The 20,280-nt window shown below is 45.0% G+C and carries 25 protein-coding genes; 12 read left to right on the plus strand and 13 right to left on the minus strand.

From position 1 onward, the window contains the following. Positions 1 to 68: 68 nt before the first annotated feature. Complete coding sequence (locus R7Z10_RS01530; RefSeq protein WP_025768597.1) at positions 69 to 356, minus strand: hypothetical protein; 288 nt, start codon at positions 354 to 356, stop codon at positions 69 to 71. 416 nt (positions 357 to 772) lie between these two features. On the opposite strand from R7Z10_RS01530, the gene fliD reads away from it, so the two are divergent. The 9 genes from fliD to R7Z10_RS01575 all read left to right on the plus strand — a co-directional run bounded on the left by fliD (position 773) and on the right by R7Z10_RS01575 (position 7,404). Then, positions 773 to 2,119: a flagellar filament capping protein FliD gene (gene fliD / locus R7Z10_RS01535; protein WP_005375015.1), complete on the plus strand. Its 1,347-nt coding sequence runs from the start codon at positions 773 to 775 to the stop codon at positions 2,117 to 2,119. A gap of 32 nt (positions 2,120 to 2,151) precedes the next feature. Further along, positions 2,152 to 2,538: a flagellar export chaperone FliS gene (gene fliS / locus R7Z10_RS01540; protein ID WP_005375014.1), complete on the plus strand. Its 387-nt coding sequence runs from the start codon at positions 2,152 to 2,154 to the stop codon at positions 2,536 to 2,538. Continuing rightward, positions 2,522 to 2,842 carry a hypothetical protein gene (locus R7Z10_RS01545; RefSeq protein ID WP_005375013.1) on the plus strand — a complete coding sequence of 107 codons (321 nt, stop codon included), beginning with the start codon at positions 2,522 to 2,524 and terminating at the stop codon, positions 2,840 to 2,842. The genes fliS and R7Z10_RS01545 overlap by 17 nt, the downstream gene beginning before the upstream one ends. Further along, positions 2,839 to 3,912: a flagellar hook-length control protein FliK gene (locus tag R7Z10_RS01550; RefSeq protein WP_005375012.1), complete on the plus strand. Its 1,074-nt coding sequence runs from the start codon at positions 2,839 to 2,841 to the stop codon at positions 3,910 to 3,912. Before R7Z10_RS01545 ends, R7Z10_RS01550 begins: the two co-directional genes overlap by 4 nt. A gap of 22 nt (positions 3,913 to 3,934) precedes the next feature. Next, entirely contained in the window at positions 3,935 to 4,435 is a 501-nt protein-coding gene (fliL, locus tag R7Z10_RS01555; RefSeq protein WP_005375011.1) for a flagellar basal body-associated protein FliL, read from the plus strand. Positions 4,436 to 4,447: 12 nt separating this feature from the next. Next, entirely contained in the window at positions 4,448 to 5,176 is a 729-nt protein-coding gene (locus R7Z10_RS01560) for a FliA/WhiG family RNA polymerase sigma factor (RefSeq protein WP_005375008.1), read from the plus strand. A 10-nt stretch (positions 5,177 to 5,186) separates the two neighbouring features. Beyond that, complete coding sequence (motA, locus tag R7Z10_RS01565; RefSeq protein WP_005375006.1) at positions 5,187 to 6,044, plus strand: flagellar motor stator protein MotA; 858 nt, start codon at positions 5,187 to 5,189, stop codon at positions 6,042 to 6,044. Continuing rightward, a complete protein-coding gene (locus R7Z10_RS01570; RefSeq protein WP_318103741.1) occupies positions 6,044 to 7,039 on the plus strand; it encodes a flagellar motor protein MotB in 996 nt (331 codons plus the stop codon). Before motA ends, R7Z10_RS01570 begins: the two co-directional genes overlap by 1 nt. Before the next feature lie 77 nt (positions 7,040 to 7,116). Beyond that, the gene (locus tag R7Z10_RS01575) at positions 7,117 to 7,404 is read left to right on the plus strand and encodes a hypothetical protein (RefSeq protein WP_005375002.1); all 288 of its coding nucleotides are present in this window, start codon (positions 7,117 to 7,119) and stop codon (positions 7,402 to 7,404) included. Here the strand turns inward: R7Z10_RS01575 and R7Z10_RS01580 are convergent. The 4 genes from R7Z10_RS01580 to R7Z10_RS01595 form a co-directional block, all read right to left on the minus strand. Then, complete coding sequence (locus R7Z10_RS01580; RefSeq protein WP_213904638.1) at positions 7,401 to 7,619, minus strand: DUF6500 family protein; 219 nt, start codon at positions 7,617 to 7,619, stop codon at positions 7,401 to 7,403. The two genes, R7Z10_RS01575 and R7Z10_RS01580, sit on opposite strands and share 4 nt — an antisense overlap. Before the next feature lie 10 nt (positions 7,620 to 7,629). Further along, positions 7,630 to 8,007, minus strand: a complete 378-nt coding sequence (locus R7Z10_RS01585) for a PH domain-containing protein (protein ID WP_318103742.1) — start codon at positions 8,005 to 8,007, stop codon at positions 7,630 to 7,632. 112 nt (positions 8,008 to 8,119) lie between these two features. Further along, positions 8,120 to 8,335 (minus strand): TIGR02450 family Trp-rich protein, encoded by a 216-nt coding sequence (locus R7Z10_RS01590; protein ID WP_005374999.1) that lies wholly within the window; start codon positions 8,333 to 8,335, stop codon positions 8,120 to 8,122. A 138-nt stretch (positions 8,336 to 8,473) separates the two neighbouring features. Next, a complete protein-coding gene (locus tag R7Z10_RS01595; protein ID WP_318103744.1) occupies positions 8,474 to 8,947 on the minus strand; it encodes an HPP family protein in 474 nt (157 codons plus the stop codon). Positions 8,948 to 9,045: 98 nt separating this feature from the next. Between R7Z10_RS01595 and R7Z10_RS01600 the strand changes: the two genes are divergently transcribed. Then, on the plus strand, positions 9,046 to 9,591 hold the full coding sequence (locus tag R7Z10_RS01600) for a TetR/AcrR family transcriptional regulator (protein WP_115386815.1): 546 nt from the start codon (positions 9,046 to 9,048) through the stop codon (positions 9,589 to 9,591). A gap of 84 nt (positions 9,592 to 9,675) precedes the next feature. Here R7Z10_RS01600 and R7Z10_RS01605 read toward each other — a convergent pair whose 3' ends face one another. Both R7Z10_RS01605 and R7Z10_RS01610 read right to left on the minus strand, forming a co-directional pair. Further along, positions 9,676 to 12,099: a formate C-acetyltransferase/glycerol dehydratase family glycyl radical enzyme gene (locus R7Z10_RS01605; protein ID WP_318103745.1), complete on the minus strand. Its 2,424-nt coding sequence runs from the start codon at positions 12,097 to 12,099 to the stop codon at positions 9,676 to 9,678. A gap of 2 nt (positions 12,100 to 12,101) precedes the next feature. Next, positions 12,102 to 13,043, minus strand: coding sequence for a glycyl-radical enzyme activating protein (locus R7Z10_RS01610; protein ID WP_158173242.1), 942 nt, complete (start codon positions 13,041 to 13,043; stop codon positions 12,102 to 12,104). 258 nt (positions 13,044 to 13,301) lie between these two features. On the opposite strand from R7Z10_RS01610, the gene R7Z10_RS01615 reads away from it, so the two are divergent. After that, positions 13,302 to 13,976 carry a fructose-6-phosphate aldolase gene (locus R7Z10_RS01615; protein WP_318103746.1) on the plus strand — a complete coding sequence of 225 codons (675 nt, stop codon included), beginning with the start codon at positions 13,302 to 13,304 and terminating at the stop codon, positions 13,974 to 13,976. Between the two features lie 505 nt (positions 13,977 to 14,481). Here the strand turns inward: R7Z10_RS01615 and R7Z10_RS01620 are convergent. From R7Z10_RS01620 to R7Z10_RS01635, 4 genes are all read right to left on the minus strand, one after another. Next, a complete protein-coding gene (locus R7Z10_RS01620) occupies positions 14,482 to 14,910 on the minus strand; it encodes a DUF2809 domain-containing protein (protein ID WP_318103747.1) in 429 nt (142 codons plus the stop codon). Beyond that, positions 14,897 to 16,237: a cell envelope integrity protein CreD gene (creD, locus tag R7Z10_RS01625; protein ID WP_318103749.1), complete on the minus strand. Its 1,341-nt coding sequence runs from the start codon at positions 16,235 to 16,237 to the stop codon at positions 14,897 to 14,899. The genes R7Z10_RS01620 and creD overlap by 14 nt, the downstream gene beginning before the upstream one ends. 75 nt (positions 16,238 to 16,312) lie before the next feature. Continuing rightward, the gene (creC, locus tag R7Z10_RS01630; protein ID WP_318103837.1) at positions 16,313 to 17,755 is read right to left on the minus strand and encodes a two-component system sensor histidine kinase CreC; all 1,443 of its coding nucleotides are present in this window, start codon (positions 17,753 to 17,755) and stop codon (positions 16,313 to 16,315) included. Next, a complete protein-coding gene (locus tag R7Z10_RS01635) occupies positions 17,755 to 18,465 on the minus strand; it encodes a response regulator (protein WP_318103751.1) in 711 nt (236 codons plus the stop codon). Before R7Z10_RS01635 ends, creC begins: the two co-directional genes overlap by 1 nt. Positions 18,466 to 18,724: 259 nt before the next feature. Here R7Z10_RS01635 and R7Z10_RS01640 point away from each other — a divergent pair, with 259 nt between their 5' ends. After that, positions 18,725 to 19,237 carry a DUF2799 domain-containing protein gene (locus R7Z10_RS01640; RefSeq protein ID WP_005374970.1) on the plus strand — a complete coding sequence of 171 codons (513 nt, stop codon included), beginning with the start codon at positions 18,725 to 18,727 and terminating at the stop codon, positions 19,235 to 19,237. A gap of 34 nt (positions 19,238 to 19,271) precedes the next feature. Here R7Z10_RS01640 and R7Z10_RS01645 read toward each other — a convergent pair whose 3' ends face one another. Together R7Z10_RS01645 and R7Z10_RS01650 are read right to left on the minus strand one after the other, a co-directional pair. Next, positions 19,272 to 19,730: a GNAT family N-acetyltransferase gene (locus R7Z10_RS01645; RefSeq protein ID WP_206957654.1), complete on the minus strand. Its 459-nt coding sequence runs from the start codon at positions 19,728 to 19,730 to the stop codon at positions 19,272 to 19,274. Between the two features lie 24 nt (positions 19,731 to 19,754). Next, entirely contained in the window at positions 19,755 to 20,225 is a 471-nt protein-coding gene (locus tag R7Z10_RS01650; RefSeq protein ID WP_005386917.1) for a GNAT family N-acetyltransferase, read from the minus strand. Positions 20,226 to 20,280 lie beyond the last annotated feature (55 nt).

Consider the following 20,280-nt stretch of genomic DNA (forward strand, 5'->3'; position numbering starts at 1 on the left):
ACTTAGTTAATAGTGCGCTTAATTTAAATCGTCTTAATTATAAAGCCTTCCTATGGAAGGCTTTATTTTTATCTACGAATATAAATAGAGCTCGTATTATCTTTGTGAGGTTCAGGCACTCTGAATCCGAACTTCAACATAATATTGAATAAAACCTTATTAAACAGTTCTAATTCTATCGTCTCTAATTTACTTCCTATTTTACTATCTCTAAGTTCAGGAAAATTGAACTTAGCTTCCTTTAAGATACTAGCTATCTCATCAGAATTGATGCTCTGTTTACTTAATAGTTTTTTGTTAATGAACTCTTCATATGCACGAGCACATTTCATCAATCGTAACGCAAATTCATTCATAACTGACATTCTTTGAAACGTAAAAAATTTAATTTTTAGTGAGAACACTTGCACATCGCACTATCAAAAATAATATCAGAACGCAATTAATGCACTCTGTAAGAATTATCTGAATCAAGCTGAAGTAAAGGCTGAATATAACGTCTAATTAAAACATCTCTCCTAATTAGAACCGTCAATACAATTAAATATTTTCTTTGTTTAGGTCGCCTTTTCTTATAAGGAAATTACTTTTTCCATGGAGGAAGGCGGAACAAACAAGGTGGAAACACCACTTCCTCCCAAGAAAACAAAATAGCTTTAAACCTTTGTTTTAATTGAATTTAATATACGGCACGCATCTTGCCACTGATAATTAAACTAAGGCGTAGCATTCAAAGTATTCAAGCCAATAAGAGATGAGAGGAGCACACCTCATGAGTTCTTTAGACCCAGTAAAAATGGCAACCCAATTCGCACAATTGGACACAAACCCATTCAAAAACCGTTACCAAGCGCAAGCTAATGTGTACCAGTCACAACTGTCAGCTTTTAATAAAGTTGAAAGCGCACTACGTGATTTTCGTACTGCAATGAAAGAGATGAATAACAGCACAAACAGCATCATCAAAAACAGTGCGACACTCTCTCAAGAAGGTAACTTTACTGCAAACGCGGATGCTAAAGCGCTAACGGGTAACTATCAGATTTTTGTAGAAAAAGTGGCAACGGCGCATCAAGTATCTACAGGAATGCCTGCAGACCTTGAGGCGACGACAGAAGTACCAACAACTGGATCTTTAGAATTCACCATCAACGGTGAAACAATGACTCTAGACTTGTCCTCCGTTGATGTTAATGGTGACGGCACTGCAACGATCAGTGATTTAGCCAGTGCGATTAACAATCACACGGATAACCCTGGCGTTAACGCCACTCTAGTTCGCTCGAATGGTCAAACACACTTTATGCTATCGAGCACTGAGACTGGTGTCGAAAATAAGATCAACGTATCTGCATCGGGTACTGGCCAAGCGTGGTTTGAAGACGCCTTCACCAACCTCAAGCAAATCAACGCTCCGCAAGATGCGGTTATGTGGCTAGGTGCAAAAGACTCAGGCCTGAAACTAACCAACGCAAGTAATACTTTTGAAGGTGTCATCGACGGTGTTGACATTACCGTATCTAAACCGCAAGCCGCGGGAGATTCGCCAATCGGTTTAAAAATTGGAGCTGATAGCGAAGGCACTAAAGAACAACTAGATAAGTTTGTGGAAACCTACAATGCCCTTGTTTCTACTATCGATCAGTACACCCAAATTGGCGGTGAAGATCAGAAACGCGGCGTGCTCGCTAGCGACTCGACATTGCGTTCTATTGAGAGTCAGTTAACGGGGTTAATCCGAGGTGAACACAATGGTATGCGCCTAAGCGAAATCGGCGTGAGCCTAGACCGCAACGGTAAAATGAAAGTTGATCAAGAAAAGTTCAAAGAAGCTCAACAAACAAACAGCGCAGGCTTAGAGGCGTTGTTTAATGGGGATGACGCTTTGCTAGATTCTCTTGACGCGATGGTAGAGCCTTTCTTGAAGTTCTCATCAGGAACCTTCAGCACGCGTAAAGACGCAATACAGTCAAGCTTAGACCGAATCAAAGATAAACAAACCAATTTAGAGCGTAAGTACGAAATGTCGTACAACCGCTATCTCAAACAATTCACTCAAATGAATTCAATTATGACCCAAATGAACCAAACCATGTCCATGTTTAATGCTCAAAAATAAGACATTTGGTTCCAAATTTAGGAGAAATATTCATGCTTATGGATTCTGGTTACGATTCGTACCAACAAGTCGATCTCGACGCTCAAGCGGCAGCAGCAAATCCACACCAATTAGTCATCATGTTAATCGATGGCCTACTCGATGAAGTTGAACGTATTCGCGGCCACCTAGCCGCAAATCGTTTGGCTGAGAAAGGGAATGGAATCAACAAATGCATGAACATCTTGATTGGACTAACAAGTGCTTTAGATGATGAAAACGGCGGTGAAATTGCGGAAAACCTACGCCAGCTGTATGACTTCTGCCAAGTCGAACTTTATTACGCTAGCGTGCAAAACGATGCAAATCGCTTGGTTAACGTTGAGCGTGTAATGGGTAACATTCGTGAAGGTTGGATGAATTTTGGACAACAAGCATAAAGTATCGCCAGAGCGATTCCGTCATTTATCTCAGCTCATCCAGTTCGCCGCAAAAACGGCCGATTGGCATGCGCTCAAGCGGTACGACTTGCAGTTGCGAGAGCTTTTGATCAGTCACAAGCCTTTTTTGAAAGATCCTAAGCTTGCACCTGAAATCCAGCGAGCGAAAACAGTGCACGCTAATGCCTTCGCAGTATTAGAGAAGTCGACCAACGAGTTGAAAAAAGAGATGAACATGGTCAATGACCATCAAGAACGCGCTATGGCCTATCAATTAGCAATGACCATGGAGCTAACTCAATGATCATACCTTCTTCAACTCAGCACTCGGGTAATTCGCCAGCTAACAATGAGGGTCACATCAAGCAAGCGAACTCGGTACACGGCTTTTCTCATGGTTTTAAATCAGGGAACAAGCAGAATGGTGAGCAAGACTTTAACTCTGCGTCAGCGGTACCGAGTTTTCACCTTACGGCCTCTACTTTGAACAGCGCAAACAAAGTACAAAGTCATGGTTTTGATACTGATGACCGCTCAGCTTCAGATCCGGATGCCAACTTGACCAGTACACTAGGGTTAACAGAATCGACTGATCTTGCAGCGCAAGCTCAAGCTTTAACCCAGGGTATGATTACCATGGCAGAGAAGCAGGCTGAGAAACTAGGAAAAGCGTCATCTTTAATGACTGCGAGCGAAGTTAAGTCTGTTACTCAAGATTCGTCTAACGCTATGTTAAACACATCATCAAAACAAGATGTGAAGCAAAGTCTGCCGACTTCATCGAGTTCGCGTTTGCCTATCTCCGGTGCTGAGTTTCAAACTCTTTTGAATCAACCTGTTCAAGGGCAACCAACCGCCTCTCTACTTCAAGCACAAGCTCCTACAACACAACCTGCACATTCACCGGTTGCGACGAGTCATGTTCAAGCTCAAGGCTCTGAGTGGGCAGCGGTGCGTGTTGATACCACTGCAGGAAAGTGGGGGGAGCAAATGATGCAAGTATTACATGATCGCGTGACGCTCCAAGCTCAACAAAATGTACAAGAAGCAAAAATCCGCCTAGACCCACCAGACTTAGGGAAATTGGATTTACTTGTACGTGTTGAAGGTGACCGATTGAGTGTCCACATCAACGCCAATGCCGCAGCAACACGAGAAGCTTTAATGCAAGTTTCGGAACGATTGCGTACTGAGTTACAAGAGCAAAACTTCGTTCATGTCGATGTCAATGTTGGCTCTGATCAAAACCAAGGTCGAAATGACCCACATGCAAACGAAGAAGACGCCAATATTTTCGCCGCACGAGAATCTGGTGCATTCCAAACCACGACAACAACTAACTATTCAGAACACTGGCTAAGCACTCAAGCTTAGTGAATCTTCGAGGAAAAAGGTTATGACCAAACAACAAATGATCGCCCTGTTTATCGCCATGATCATCACCAGTGCCCTCGTTTCGGCCGTCACAATTATGGGCGGAATCTGGTACTTAAACAAACACGCTCAAGAGTCACCTGACTCTGGTTCACTGATCGAAGACTCTCCACTGTCTTTTTTGGTCACAGAACAACCGACAAGTAAAGGTCCTAGCTTCCATCCTTTGGACAAAGTCGTTTTGACCGTTAAAGGCAAGAAACAGACTCACTTTGTGATGCTAGAACTGGCAATTGAGACACGCCGTCCAGAGCGTATCAAAGAGATCGATGAATACATGCCTATGGTACAAAACTCTCTATTAAAACTGTTTAGCGACAAAACGTTTGATCAGTTACAGCAAGCGGGTGCCATCGATATTCTGCAAGACGAAGTGAAGCAAACGCTTCTACTCGCTTTTGCTAAAACAGACATCGTCCGAGAAATCGACGATGTTTTGTTGACTAAATATGTTGTGCAATAACGGAGCACAACCATGTTAGACATGAATGTACAAGACACTTACACCACAGAAGAGGAAGTGACAACACCGTCACGACCAATTGATGAAAACGCATTGCTACAACGTCATCAGGTCATGGTAAAACGCGTAGTTAACCAGCTGCGCGTTCATGCCACTTCTCACTGTAGTATTGAAGATATGCAGCAGATAGGCCTTATCGCTCTAGTCGAGGCTGGACGCCGATATGGCGATGTTGACGATCCTCACTTTCCTGCTTTCGCCGTTTGTCGAGTTCGGGGAGCTATTTTAGACGAATTACGCCGACTAGATTGGCGTTCACGTAAGACTCGTCAACAAGCCCACGAGCTCAACGACGTGACTCGAGATCTCACTCGAACGTTAGGTCGAATGCCAACGGATGCCGAAATCATCCAGGCTTTAGGGACGAATGAGCAAGATTATTACAACCGCCAAAATGCCGCTCTCGCAGGCGAGATGCAAAGCCTTGACCAACTGATGGAGAGCAGCGGTGATAGCTACATTGGCGGGCAATACGATGGCATGGAACATGAACATATTCGTCGTAGTTTAGACAGTGCTTTGGGTAAGTTACCTAAGCGCGATCAACTGCTCCTGACTCTGTTCTATCAACATGAACTCAACTTACACGAAATAGCTCTGGTATTGGATCTGACACCACCTCGTATATGTCAGCTTCACAAACAAGCGCTGAAACAACTCAACCAATTAATGTCCTCTTAGGAGTCACAAGATGCAAAAGTTTTTTGGAGTGCTCACTATCCTGGTGTGCGTCTTCGGTGGATATATGTGGGCCGGTGGTAGCTTAGGTGCTATCTGGCAGCCAGCCGAATTCCTTATCATTATTGGCGCCGCTGCTGGTTCTCTGATCATCGGTAATCCGCCTCATGTACTGAAAGAAATGCGTCGCCAAGTGCCAGCGACCATTAAAGGTCCAACAGAAGAGCATGAGTACTACATGGAATTAATGGCACTACTCAACAACTTGCTAGAGACAGCGAGAAACCGCGGATACAAGTTTCTGGATTCTCATATTGAGGCTCCGGAGCAAAGCTCTATGTTCCTCGCTTACCCGACGATCGCAGAAGATCATCGCCTAATTTCTTTCATTACTGACAATTTACGTTTAATGGCAATGGGACAGATGTCGCCTCATGAATTAGAGGGACTGCTAGAGCAAGAAATCGAAGCAATACAGAACGAAATGCTTTTACCTTCACGCTCACTACAGCGTACAGCAGAAGCACTACCTGGCTTCGGTATTCTTGCAGCAGTTGGTGGCATCATTATCACCATGCAAGCTATTGATGGCTCAATCGCTATGATTGGTTATCACGTTGCGGCAGCTCTCGTTGGTACATTCATTGGTATTTTCGGTTGTTACTGTGGCTTAGATCCACTAAGTAACGCCATGGCTCAGCGAGTAAAACGTAATATGACTGCTTTTGAGTGCGTTCGTGCAACCTTGGTTGCCTACGTAGCGAAAAAGCCGACATTGCTCGCCATTGACGCTGGTCGTAAACATATTCAGCTAGACATCAAACCAACATTCAACCAAATGGAGAAGTGGTTAGCTGAACAGGAGGGATAATGCAAAAACAAGAGCATGTAGTGTTCAAACGTGCCAAAGTATACAGCCATGATGAGTCGTCTCATGGCGGCGCGTGGAAAGTCGCGTTTGCTGACTTCATGATCGCCCTAATGGCGCTGTTTCTTGTACTTTGGGTTATGCAGGTGGTAGACAAAGAAGAGCGTAAAGCGATTGTTGCCCACTTGCATAGTTCAAGCGTATTCGACAAGAGTTACGGCAACCCATTTGATACGTCACAAAGTATTTCTCCTATCGACTTGGCACAGGACTCTTCTGTGCCAAGTAAACACAACTCCAACCATGTAGTAAGCTCTTACTTTAAAGGTGATGGGGATGGACCAGAAATTGATTCTTTGATTCCTGGTAACTTCGATACTCAAGAGCAACTTGCCGCACTAGCGAAAGTAATTGAGCAAATGACTGCCCAAATTAATGCGCAGGGAAATGTAAACGTCACGGTGACACCACAAGGTTTGCGTATCGTCCTTCAAGATGATTACAAACAGCATATGTTCAGCCGTGGTGGTGCAGAACTTACTCCTTTTTTTGAAGATTTACTGCTCGCACTAGCACCTGTATTTCATCGTGTTAACAACCCTCTGATCATCAGCGGACACACAGATGCAATTCCATTTAAAAAGCGTTTTGGTCGTCAATCTAACTGGGCGTTATCAGCCTCTCGAGCAGACGTAGCAAGAAATACGTTAGTTGAAGGCGGTATGCCGGATGATAGAGTAATGCAGGTAACGGGTATGTCAGATAGAGCGCTGCTTAATCCTGATGAGCCAGATTCTAGCGAAAACCGTCGTATTGAGCTGTTTGTTTTAACGACTCCTGCCGCTAAAATGCTTGAGACCCTTTTTGGCAACCACCAAGAAAGCGAACTGCAAAAAGCGAAAGATAAGGCTGAATTCAACCAACCAGTCATTCGTCAAGAAGTCATCAATTACTCCGGCGATACCGCCACCAGCGAAGTAAAAATTCAAGAATTATAATCTTAAAAGGTCACCACTCTGATGGTGACCTCTCTAACCAAAGCCTCTGTTACTGTGACTTTTTAGTTGAGTTCTATATGCACATAACATCATCCGAAAAAAGAAAAAGCGACTTACTAAAGAAAGCCTTTTTATGGCTCATTGTCTTCGATTACCTTTTATTGGCGTTTTTCTTAACTCAGCTATCAAGTATGACACTAAACAGCGGAACCATGATCAGCTTGTTACTTGTTGTTTATAACGTCTTACTTGTTTCGCTATGTTTTCAACGAACCAACAAGCAGGACTCTTACATTATCTACCCTGTTTTGTCCGCAACGTTATTAGCATTTGTCTGCTTTCTTTACTTCTTTTTTTTAATTTAGCTCCCCGACTCGACCATTGATTTTATTTTTACTGCTTTTTCGAAGTGGTCGAGCTGATGAGTCTGAACCCACCACGTAGCCGCTTCCATCAACAGCTCTGGGTCGTCATTTTTATTAGCGAAAAACGCATAAAATGAGAGACCAACCAATTCACCTTTACTCGCGATCTTTTTGTCACAGACCTCTATAATTTTGTCTCTCAGCGAAGCTCTCATTTCTAATCCCTTAACCTAGTACATACTCACTAACCATACGGTTGAAAGAAATCAAATCAAACGAGCCTTTAATTTCAAAACGCACTCTTCCCACCTCACTCATGAAGAACTCGATTTCACAATCCAAATCAAAAGTACCAGAGGTCTCGATAGAAAATGCATTGATCTTACTGTAAGGCAAAGAAGTGTAATCCACTTTTGAGCCGGTAATCCCTTGCACATTTGCCGCTATCACTCGCTTGTTCGTAAACACCACTTGGTCACGAACTGTTTTAAAAGTAGCGAAAATAGTCTCACCATCAATCAAGAACTTAAGGAAGTCTTCTCTGGCATTAGAAACGTCAATCGGCTTAAGCTTAAATACAGAGGAATTGTCGAAATCAATCATAATTAATCCTTTGAGTGGGCGTTAGAACGAATTATCAACGTATCAGATAGCACCACTTTTGCCTACTCGCAACGCACGTTTCTGCTTGATTCGCCCAACAACGAAGCGTCACTCACTTCCACCCTTGCATCCATTGCTCAGAGTCTTTTAGGTCTTGCCAGTTCATCTCTCGGTCGCGTTTACTCATGACTGCCTCGATGACACATCTCACAACGTTACCATCTTCATCTAGTTCCATTTCCGTCACGACAAAATGCTTCTCTTTGTTTTTAGGTGAAATTGCCGTCCATTTACTGTGCAATAGTTTCTTAGGGTGGATTCTGTTCATCGCATTGTACCAATTTAACTACCATGTTGATGTATACGACTGAATACCAAGAGAGAATCAGATTTTGTTTTTGCAAACCGACAAAAGATAAAACCGCAAAAGAGATCACTCCCTTTCGCGGCTCTAACTACAATCCGACTAGGTCTTCTGACCATTCAGTCGAGGGTTTAAGTACTGACTTTGTAGCAACTGTAACCCTTTACCGACCAGAACAATCACTACCGCGCCAATCAGGACAGGCGTGAAGAGAAAACTCCATCCCTGCCCAGACGCCATGATCAAAATTGGATTTGCCCCCGCAGGTGGATGAGTGGTCTTCGTAATCAGCATCGCAGACACACCTAGCCCCGTCGCAATCGCGAGCGTGACCGGCGTGAAGTCAACATACTGGCTAAACGCAATACCGATAGATGCCGTAATGAAGTGACCAATGATCACGTTTTTTGGTTGAGCGAGAGGGCTGCTAGGTACCCCAAACACCAGTACTGCGGTAGCACCAAATGGTGCCATTAGGAGTACAACCTCCGTCAGTGATACCTCAGCGTAGGACAATACGCCAATAGCCAACGTAGCGCCAAGCCCGGCAACCAACGATAAAATTAAATTATTCATAAACACCTCAAAGTAGACCGAATTGTCTACAAAATAAAATAGACAAATCTGTCTACCTTTGTCAATATGTGTTTATGGAACTTTTTGAGGACGTAGTTATGAACAAAAAGAAACAGTTATTGATCGACACAGCTTTGTCACTGTTTTATAAACAAGGCATCAACTCTATTGGCATCAATGAAGTCCTCAATGTTTCCGGCGTGGCTAAACGCACGCTATATAACCATTTTGAGAGCAAAGAAGCGCTTATCATCGCCGCATTAGAACAACGCCACCAAGTATTTATGGAATGGTTGGAGGAAAAGCTTTCTTCAGCACAAACGTGCGCGGAGGTGATCGATCAGTTATTTACAGCACTCAACGGCTGGTTTCATGGCTCTGAAGAAAAGTTGGGCGAGTTTCGCGGTTGCTTTTTCATCAATACGTCCGCGGAATTCAGTGACGACAGTGGCGAGATCGCAACGTATTGCCGCTACCATAAGCAGCAAGTCAGAGAGCTAATTCAACACTATCTCAAATCAGACAACGCTGCATTACTCGATGCCATTTGCATCATGAAAGAGGGCGCGATCACTACCGCTTACATGACGAAAGAGTACGACAACATCACGAAGAAATGCGTGACCATTTTGCACAAGCTTTAATGCGTTCAGGTATAGTCATTTGCGGATTAAGTATTCAAACGAAAGGCACCAATCGGTGCCTTTTGTTTTACTTAGTCAGTGTACTTACAGCTCGTGCTCGGTACGTGCGATGATGTCGTCTTGCGCGTCTGGTGATAGCGCGGTGAAAAACGCTGAGTAGCCTGCCACTCGCACGACAAGATCACGATATTGTTCAGGGTTCTTCTTCGCAGCTAGCAAGGTCTCACGAGAGACGATGTTGTATTGCACGTGCCAACCTTTGTGGTGGTTGAAGAAGGTGCGAATCAGCATAGAGAGCTTGAGCTTATCCCCTTCAGACTCAACCGCTGCCGGGCTTAACTTCTGGTTAAGCAACACGCCACCAAGAATCTTGTTAGCTTGGATCTTACCGACCGAGTTGTACACTGCCGTTGGGCCTAAACGGTCTGAGCCAGATGACGGGCTTGCACCTTCTGCCAATGGCGTTTTCGCTTTGCGGCCGTCTGGCGTTGCCATGGTTGAAGCACCAAATGGGACGTTTGCCGAGATACTTGATGTACCTGCGTAGTAACCGCTGCCAATTGGACCACGCCCATGACGCGTATTAACAAACTGTTCTAGCTCATCAATGTACACTTGGTACGCGTCTGCCAGTAGTTGGTCTACCGCGTCATCATCATTACCGTATTTTGGTGCAAAGTTGATAAGACGTTGGCGAAGCTGCTCGTTCTCCATGCCGTCGAAATCTTCTGCCAATGCTTTTGCCAACTCTGGTTGGGTGATTTGCGCATCATCGAAAACAAGGTGCTTGATGGCTGCTAGGCTATTACCTAAGTTTGCGATACCGACTTGTAAGCCAGATACCCAATCGTATTTCGCACCACCCTCTTTCACGGTTTTACCGCGAGCCAAACAGTCATCCACTAGCGTTGAACAGAAGATGTCTTGAGCTTGCTGTTCAAGTACGCTGTCGACGACTGTATCAATCTCAATCGATTTGCGGGTGTAGTAGCGGATTTGCTCTGCCCAAGAAGCCATTACTTGCTCAAAGTTCTCAAAGTTGCCTTTTGCTAATGACTTATCGTGCGGCAAGAAAGCTTTACCCGTTGTTGCATCCACACCTTCGTTCAATGAAGCGAGCAGGATACGAGCAAAGTTAATGAAGCTCATGCCCGTACAACGGTAACCCCATTTGCCCGGAACCGCCGTCTCGATACAACCGATAGATGCGTAGTTGTACGCGTCTTCTTTCTCTACGCCAAGCTTGATGAATTCAGGAATGACAATCTCATCGTTGTTGAAAGCAGGCATGCCGAAGCCACATTTAATCACTTCAACACAGCCCATCAGGAATTCTTGGTTTAAACCTTCATGGTAACGCACACTCAAGTTAGGTTGCGTCGAACGTAACTGACCACAAGATTCCAGAATCGCCCAAGAAAGGGGATTCACTGCGTCTTCAGGCTCACCCTTTTCATTCAACTTCTGACCGCCGATACACACGTTTTGATACAACGGAGAACCTGCGGATGCTTTTGAGTGCGCGCCAGAGCGAATCTTGTTTACTTCAAGCAGCTTCAACCAGCAGCTTTGTAAAAGCTCTAGTGCAAAGTCTTTTTCGATCGCGCCGTTTTCGATATCGCGAACATAAAATTCGTTTAGGAACTGGTCCATACGACCAAAAGAAACCGAGTGACCGTTCGATTCGATTTGTAACATCAACTGAACGAAGTAGCTCAATTGCAGTGCTTGCCAGAAGTTTTCTGGAGCGTGGCTCGCGACATGACGACAGTTTGCCGCAATGCTTTCTAACTCAGCTTTGCGCAGCGGGCGCGTCTCTTCTAACGCCATTTTTGCCGCCAATTCAGCGTAGCTCACCATGTGGTCTTGAATGGCAAGCAGTACAATTTCGACCGATTTGTAGAACTGCTCTTTCTTCAAGCCTTCAAAGGTCGAAACATCATTGTTAGCACGGTGCTGACGAACATCCTCTAACAAGCCGTTCATGCCTAGCTTCAAGATTTTCTCGTTATCCACCGCTAGGTGTGCGTCACCCGAAGTCATGTTGCCTTCGGCTTTAATGATGGTGCTGGCTAAGATTTCTTGCTGCTCATCAGTGAACAAGCCATAACAACGGTCTTGTACGGTTTTGCCGCGCCAATACGGTGTGATGCTGTGAATGCTTTGCTTATCTTCTTCAGTAACCGCAAAGCCTGCACCAGGACGGTCAGCTAGCTCATCAATTTCTGCTTCAATCCAACGTACAGTGTATTCTGGGAAAATAGGCGCAGCGCGCACTTTGCTCGCTTGGTTACCGACGATTAACTCATCGTGCTTAATCCAAATCGTACGAGTGCGTAAGTGCTCTTGCAGTGCTAGCGCACGTTGGACAATTACAGGTTTGTCTTCGTTCGCTTGATAAGCACGAGTGTATGCCTCTGCACGCTCGGTACAGACAGGTGGCGTTACGATATTTACCAGTGCCGATTTGTGCGCTTTGATACGCTCAGGAAGGTAATTCAGGTCCATAGTTAACCTCTTACAATCACGTTAAGTTGGGTGTTTTCGCTTGCGTATTGCATGGCGCTTTCTAGCAGTTCTGGTTTGTTTAATGGCTTATCAGAACACTCGTAAGGCATATCGAGCAAACGGTATTTATTGATGCCGAGCGTGTGGTACGGCAGCAAGTGAAGTTCTTGGCAGCTTTCTAGTGAAGCCGCAAAATCGATGATGTCTTTCAACTCTTCGATGGTGTCATTGAACCCCGGCACAACGGGAACGCGAATCACAATGCGTTTCGCGATAGGTGCCAGTTTTCGGAAATTGTCTTTGATGCGTTTTAGTGAACCTTTCGCCCAGCTAAGAAACTTTTCTTCGTCGGTGTGTTTTAAATCCGCCAACCAGCAATCAATATGCGGCGCGGCTTTTTCGACGTTCTTCCACGGCACATGCATGCACGATTCAATAGCGGTAGAGACTTGGTTGTCATGCAGACGCTGTGCGAGTTCTGCCACCAAATCCGCTTGCATGAGTGGCTCACCACCGGAGAAGGTCACACCACCTTGGCTTTGGTCATAGAAAGGTTTGTCTTTCATTAAGGTGTCGAACAGCATGTCTGATTTTGCCTCTTCACCGCAGACAGTCAGTGCTTGCGTAGGACAGACGTCTCGCAGCGCGATCAGTTGGTCTTCTTTGATGGCTTTGCGATTAATGATGATCTGGTTGTCGATACGTTGAATACCATCGCTCACCGTTTCACTACCCGCCGTGGTTTGAGTTGTAGCTTGATAAGCAGAAACGCACAGCTGGCAATCTTCCATGCAGCTTCGCTGATCAAACAACAGTGAATGCTTTTCGCTGCGGCTTTCTGGGTTTTGACACCAAGGGCAAGACAAGCTGCATCCTTTAAGAAAAAGAATGGAACGAATGCCATCGCCATCATGGGTAGAGAATCGTTGGATATTGAAATACATCTCTGCTTGCCTCTTGGTCTGTGCTACCGCTGTGTACCTAATTCGTTTCTTTCTTACTGGTTAAGTCTTATGAGCGGTTTTTCTTTGTTCGAACTGAAAGCTTCATTTGAGCGTTTACAAGTTTCACTCAGCTTTCATTTAATGAAATTATTATAGTTTCAAATGAAATTTCAATTGATCAAAATCAAGATCTCGTTCGATTGTCAGATCTATAGTGATCCCATCATCAAAACGAAGATTTTGTTTAAGGTAGAAACCATGATCGAACTTTATTTAGATACTGCTGATGTGGCAGAAGTAAAACGCTTTAACCAATGCCTACCGCTAAAAGGCGTGACGACAAACCCAAGCATTTTGGCGAAGTCAAAACAGGGACTGAATGAAACCCTAGCAGGCATGCAAGAAGCACTTGGCGGGACACCTCGCTTTCACGCTCAAGTAGTGAGTTCAACCGTCGAAGGCATGGTGGCAGAAGCACGCCAATTGAATGAATTGCCTTACGACATGGTGGTAAAAGTGCCAGCAACAGAAACAGGCTTAGCTGCAATTAAGCTAATGAAAAAACAGGGAATTCAGGTTCTTGCTACCGCTATCTATTCAGCTCAACAAGGTTTCCTTGCAGCACTGTGCGGTGCAGACTACCTAGCACCTTACGTAAACCGCATTGATACGATGAACGGCAACGGTGTTGAAGTGGTCGCGGATCTTCAATTGTTGCTCGATCAAAACCAACTACCAGCGAAGATTTTGGCAGCCAGTTTCAAGAATACTCAACAAGCGATGGAGGTGATGAAACTGGGCATCGAAGCCATTACATTGCCAACTGATGTGGCGGCACAAATGTTCGCACATCCAGCAGTAAAACCGGCGGTTGAACAGTTCGATAAAGACTGGAAAGAGACGTTCGGCGAGAAACTTTCATTTGAAAGCTAATTAAAAGTAGCAGCTAGATGTCTTAGTTAGGGTCTATTGAACTTTCATGGTTAAATTTTGTTCGAGATAAAAGCGTTTTAATCGCGGCGAGAGGTTTGCCGCCTAGTCATTCTAAGCAATTACCTCTCAACAAAGAGTAAAACGCTTTTAGCCGAACCCTTCGGGCAGCGTTTGTGGTTCATTTCTACTTCATTACCGGCTTATCAGTTACACCAACTACATTTCAAATGTCTCTGCCTCATATAAATTACCCACAAACAGCTGCAAAAATCAGCTTGAAAGCTCAATAGACCCTATTAATAAAGGGAATCTTAACTCACCCTGTGCGCCGGTGAGTTAAGATTCCCTTTTGTATTTCAGATAGAGAAGTAGCGCTACAGTAGTTCTCTATTGGTCAGTGACCAAAGGTACACGCGCTTTAGTAAACTGATTTTGATCCTTTTACGAATACCTCGTTTGGAATGGCGGAGTCGGTTTGGTAGCGCAATGGCTTTCATCTCGGTTTTCATTTCTTTTCCATCCACCAACACAGTAGACCCCCGATGCAGTAAGCCAGCAGATCTTTCCAATCAAATGTGGCGCCCAAAATCACAGCCAGAGGCGATGAAGATTCGATACAAAGCCAAACCGCGACCTGTAACAATTGCCCTAACTCAACAGCAAACGCAATCAACACCACCAGTGAAACCAGCCAGTTAACGGGCATGGAGAACAAGCTTGCAAGAAAGTAGTAGAGCCAAACCACAACGAGAACATCACCAACTGTCGGACGAATAAAGCTGTCTCGAACATAGAGCGCGATAACGACCAATGCGATAAAACACACCAAGCTTTTGAGTCCATTTTTTGCAGAAAATTGCAGGCGGATAGCAGACGTTTCTTCCACCATATTGCTTGGCTGCCCAGTGAGAATTGCTCGTTTAAACATCTTCATGATTCGCCTTTGCGCTTTCTTCCGCTTTCTTATTTCGTGCGTACCAGTCGATGTTGCGTGTAATAACCATAGTGAAGCTCAAAATCGCGAAACACAGCAATGTCCCCATAACCAATGCGTAGCTTTCTGCTTGTAGCAAGCCAAACAGTAATCCGTAGAGAGTGAGCAAACACGCTCCGAATACCGCGCCGTGCTTGGTGTTGCTCAACATACCGCTCACGTACACACTTAAAAGTCCCGTCGAGGCGATTGCCGACACCACATACGCCCAGTTAAAGCCGAGGTGTTCACTCATCGAAATCAACAACAGATAGAAAAGCGCTAAAGCCAGACCAATAAAGCCGTATTGCACTGGGTGAACCGGACGCGCTTGGAACAGCTCCAGTAAGAAGAAACTCGCAAATACTAATGTGATAACCAACAGTGAATAGTTCACAGCTCGGTGAGACTTCAAATAGTGGTCAACGGGGTCAATCAAATCTACGCCCATTTGTCGCTGTTCAAGCTCGTGACAAGCGTGATTCGACGACAAACAGCTTTGGAACAGCTGCGCGATATTGGTAGAGAAGTTATTGCTCGCCCACTGTGCTTTAAATCCATCTTCAGATACTTCTGATGACACTGGTAAATAATCACCAATAAAGCTTGGATGCGCCCAAGTTGAAGAGAGTTCAACCGTTGTTTGACTGCCGATTGGTGTGACTTGAAGCTGCCCCATCCCTTGCAACAAGAAGTTAAGATCGAATGCCAAAGGTTGTGCTGGGTTTAGGTCTGCGAGTGTCAGAGCACTGTGGAAGCCTTGTGGTAACGGATCTAACCCCGTTCCCGGTGCGACTTCGATTTCAGAGCTCGCCATGGTCATGTCATCCAAACGAATCAATCCACGGCTGTCTTCAATGCCAACGACTAGGCTCATGTTGTCAATATCAAGCCCCTGCAACGCCGCGAGTTCGTCTGCATCAAAAGTGCCTTTCAGTGCCACTTGTGCTTTGTATAAACGCGCGCGGTAAATGCCTCGGTACTTTTCAAAACTGTCCAGATTCGCGCTCATATCAAAAGTGCTAGGTAAAAGAAATTTACGACGCTCTTTAATCTGTACTTTGTCATCTCGGTAACTGGTTTCGGTGTAATTAACCATGATGAATGGACCAATGATGCGCTGTTCGCCGCTGCTGCTGCGTGCGATGTCGTTTCTGACTTCATCTTGGCGATATGAGCGTTCTGAGATCAGCCCTGTGACCATTGAAAGCGGGATTTGCAGTAAGACAAACAAAAACAGCACGAAGGCGAACTTCGTGCCGAGTTGGTTATTGAGGATCTTTTTCATGTTTCATTCTCCATTTGCTGATGGGAGTAATCTAAATCAGCAATTTGGAGAACGAATGGAGCTAATGTGGAGTTTCTATGGAGTTGGTAAAATCAGGGTCACTTTCACGCCAGCATCGACGTTTTCGACTTGCAACTGACCTTTGTGCAGCTTGATCACTTGCTCAACAAAATTAAGCCCGAGCCCAGTGCTCTTAACACCATTTTCCCGAGCGAGGGAGTAGAAGCGCTCGGTTAAACGAGGCATTGCATAGTCGGGAATGTGAGGACCTGAATTGAAAATCGACAGGCACACCTTTTCTTTCGTGACCTCAGTTTTCCATTCAATGCATCCCTCTGAATGAACAAAATCCAGCGCATTGTCCATCAGGTTAAAAACGGCTTGTTTCAGTAAGAAGGCATCACCAAGTACGGAGAGATGGTCATCAATTTGGATTTTGGCAGTGACCGACTTAGCACTCAAACGCGCATCCGCCGATTCAACCACTTCATTGACCATTTGTTTTAGCGAGATAGCTTCGACTTGCTCTAGCTCAGGGCGCTTTTCAAGACGAGCAAGTTCTAGCAACTTATCAATCAATGACTGCATGCGGTCGCTTTCTCGTTCAATGTTGCCAGCAAAGCGCGTGACCTTTTCTTCAGGCAACGGCATTTGCAATATTTCACTCGCGCCTTTAATCGCTGATAACGGGCTTTTCAGCTCATGAGTCAGCGTCTGTACGTACTCTTCCACATACTGCTTACCATCGAGCTGATTGCGCATTTTCTCTAATGCATCACTTAGCGTGCCGTACTCATAAAAGATACGAAATGTCGGCTTAGAAACCTTTTCACCTTCACCCATTTTGGTCGCGTAGTCTTCTAGCTTGTTCAGTGCTGAGTGAATTCGCCAAGCAAACAATGCCCCTGCTAGCAGCACTAACCCACTCATCCACACCATCCAAAACAACACATTGCGTTTAGAAAGATCGATGAAGGGTTGTACTGAGCGATTGGATTTGGCTACCGTCACGCTGCCAATGATTTCACCTTTGTGGTAAATGGGCGCAGCCACGTGCATAACGGTTGAGAGCGGATCTTTCGGGTCTTCGATGGTACTGCGCGCGCCGTATTGACCACGCAACGTGAGATAAACATCGTTCCATTGCGAGTAGTCTTTGCCTACGTCTTGCTGCCAAGAATCCGCAATCACAATGCCTTGTTTATCGGTGATGTAAATTCGATGGTTAATCGCTTTTTTACCGATTTCCCAAATGCGCGCTTGAGGCTCTCGCTGTCCATAAGCCGTTAATAGTTTGGAGAAGCGACTCTCAGACAACTTGTCATTCGCGACGTCTTCTTCCGCCAATACCGCGAGTAAGTTCGCCATATCCACTAGCGTCTCTTCGGTGGTTTGGCGCACGGTTGGCTTAAGTTCTTGGACAACCGTTTTGCTCACCATGTAAGCCGTCATCCCGACTAAGATGAAGTAGAGAAAAAACAGTCTGAGTCCAAGCGGGATCTTCGGCCAGCGATTCATCATTCACCTTTTATGCAGTAAAAGTAACCAAAGCCACGCTTGGTACAGATGCGTTCAGACATCTCAAACGGCTTCAACTTATGGCGAATGGCTTTGATGTGGGTATCGATATTGCGCTCGTACGCAGCTTCCGGCGCCATGTCAGCAGCGATCATAAGTTGCTCTCGACTCAATACATTGGAAGAGACGGAAATCAGCCTATCGAGGATCTTAAATTCCACCGCAGTTAACCCAAGCATTTGTCCACCGACACCGTAGTCGAAGTTCTGCGCAACCAAATCTTGACTAAATTGAGGTTGTTCTGGAACAGTTACAGGCTCTGGTTTGTCCTCCATCATTGGCGCTTTAGCTTTGATTCGAAGTTTAATGCGAGCCAACATTTCGCGCGGGCTAAATGGCTTAGTCACGTAATCATCCGCGCCAATTTCCAAACCGACTACGCGATCAATTTCATCGCTTCTTGCGGTGAGAAAGATTATGGGAATATCAGAAAACTCACGGATGGTTTTGCATAATTCAAAACCATTGCCATCCGGTAAGCCTACGTCTAAGACAAGTAACGCTGCGGAGTTGTGCTGCAAAAAAGCTAAGCCCTCTCCTGCTGTTGTAAACCACTCTGCGTGGTAGCCATCCATCTCTAATACATGAATCAGGTTCTCTGCGATAGCAGATTCATCCTCGATAATAAGGACGGTGGGTTGTTCGCTCAATGTCTTAGCCTCATTGACGGTGTTTATCTTTATGTTGGTATTATCACTTAATTTGGAACCAAGGCTAGTGGATTGATGCAGCAAAGGCGCAGTTCGTGGATAATACTAATCAAACACACTTCTATTCAGCATAATAAATTTATCACTTAGATTAATGGGTCACCACAATTGTGAATACAATGATTTCAACCATTGATATGAACAGTGTTCATTTTAAACTCAAGTTATCAATTCGATTTTATTTAAAGGACAGTCACTGATGAAAAGAGCGCTAATCCCCCTGGCTTTACTGACTTTGCTCTCAGGTTGCGCCAGCATGTCTCCGGATGAGTGCAAAACGGCAAACTGGTACAACGTAGGTTATCAAGATGGCCGAGATGGCAACGATCCAAACATTATCAATAGCTATACCGAAGACTGTGGTGAAGCGGGTGTGACACCCGACCGAGCGAAATGGAAAGAAGGCTTTGATAAAGGCACTATCCAATATTGCTCACCAGACAATGGGTACACTGTCGGTATCGAAGGCAAAGAATATTACGGTGTATGCAGCAGCAAAGAGTTTATTGAGAACTACCAGTTAGGTCATCAAGAATATCAACGCCAGCAACGCATCCAACAAATCGATACTGAAATCTCGGTCATCGATAATCAGCTTGATGGCAATCCAGACAAAGATAATGCCAAGAGACTGAAAGAGAAGAGAAAGCGATTGGCTGACGAGCGTTCAAGCCTCTTGTCGCCAACCATCAACTTGAATCTGAATTTCTAAATCGATTGGATTTAGCTTCTAAAAATTCATGGCCCTAACTCAGTTCTAGGGTCATGAATTGACTGTTCGGATCGAGTTCGTAATCCCCGAACGGCTCGCAGTACACAAAGCCATGCTTTTCATACAACAGGCGCGCTGGTTTAAAAAACTCCATCGAGCCCGTTTCTAAACTCAAGCGCTGCAAACCTTTTTGCTTCGCTTGCTCAATCACATGAATCAATAATTGAGATGCCACACCTTGGTTTCTTGCCGTAAGCGTGGTGCGCATGGATTTCAGCTCCGCGTGTTGGTCATCCAACTCTTTAATCGCTGCACACCCAAGCAGTTGCTCACCTTTCCATCCGGTCCAAAATGTCACTTCTGGCGCTTTGAGCTTATCTAAATCTAACGCATGCACGCTTTCTGGTGGTGACGTGGCGTACATGTCCTGTAAATGTCCTTCCAACAGCGCTATCACTTGCAGCCGTTCTAAATTGTCGATTTCAATCCTCATCTTTCCATCCTTGGTTTTTCCTAGCTAAAGCGGCTGTCTCATAATGTGTTGCGGTCCAACGGGGCCGCCGTGGTAAAGCTCATTGGTATCTTCAAACCCTGATTTTAAATAGCACTGATAAGCGGGTATGTTGCGGCAATTCACAGTGAGATAAAGCGCATCAAACTCGGGATAATGGCGTTTGGCGAAATCGGCAAACTGTTGAATGGCTTGCTTGGCGATGCCTTTGCCTTGATGACGGTGATCCACCAGCAAAGCACGTACGCCTAAACTGTTTTTCGGGCAAAAATCGTATTTCTCGCTGTAAGCAGCATCAAATAGAAAAAAGCCAACCACATCATCGTCTGTCAAAATCAGATGCGGAAGTTCTGTAGGTTCAAGACGCGTAAGCATTTCACCCACATCCGCGACCGTAAACTGCGATTGCTCTTCTAGCACACTAAGTTCGCAAGTTTGTTCATGTCGCTCAGGCGAATACTTTTCAATGGTAATCATAATCTTCCTTGTTGTTTTTATGCTCAATTCATACAGGGTATGTCGTAAATAGAAA

Origin of the sequence: Vibrio sp. Vb1018 (assembly GCF_033338775.1) — a bacterium.
Classification (GTDB): Bacteria; Pseudomonadota; Gammaproteobacteria; order Enterobacterales; family Vibrionaceae; genus Vibrio; species Vibrio alginolyticus.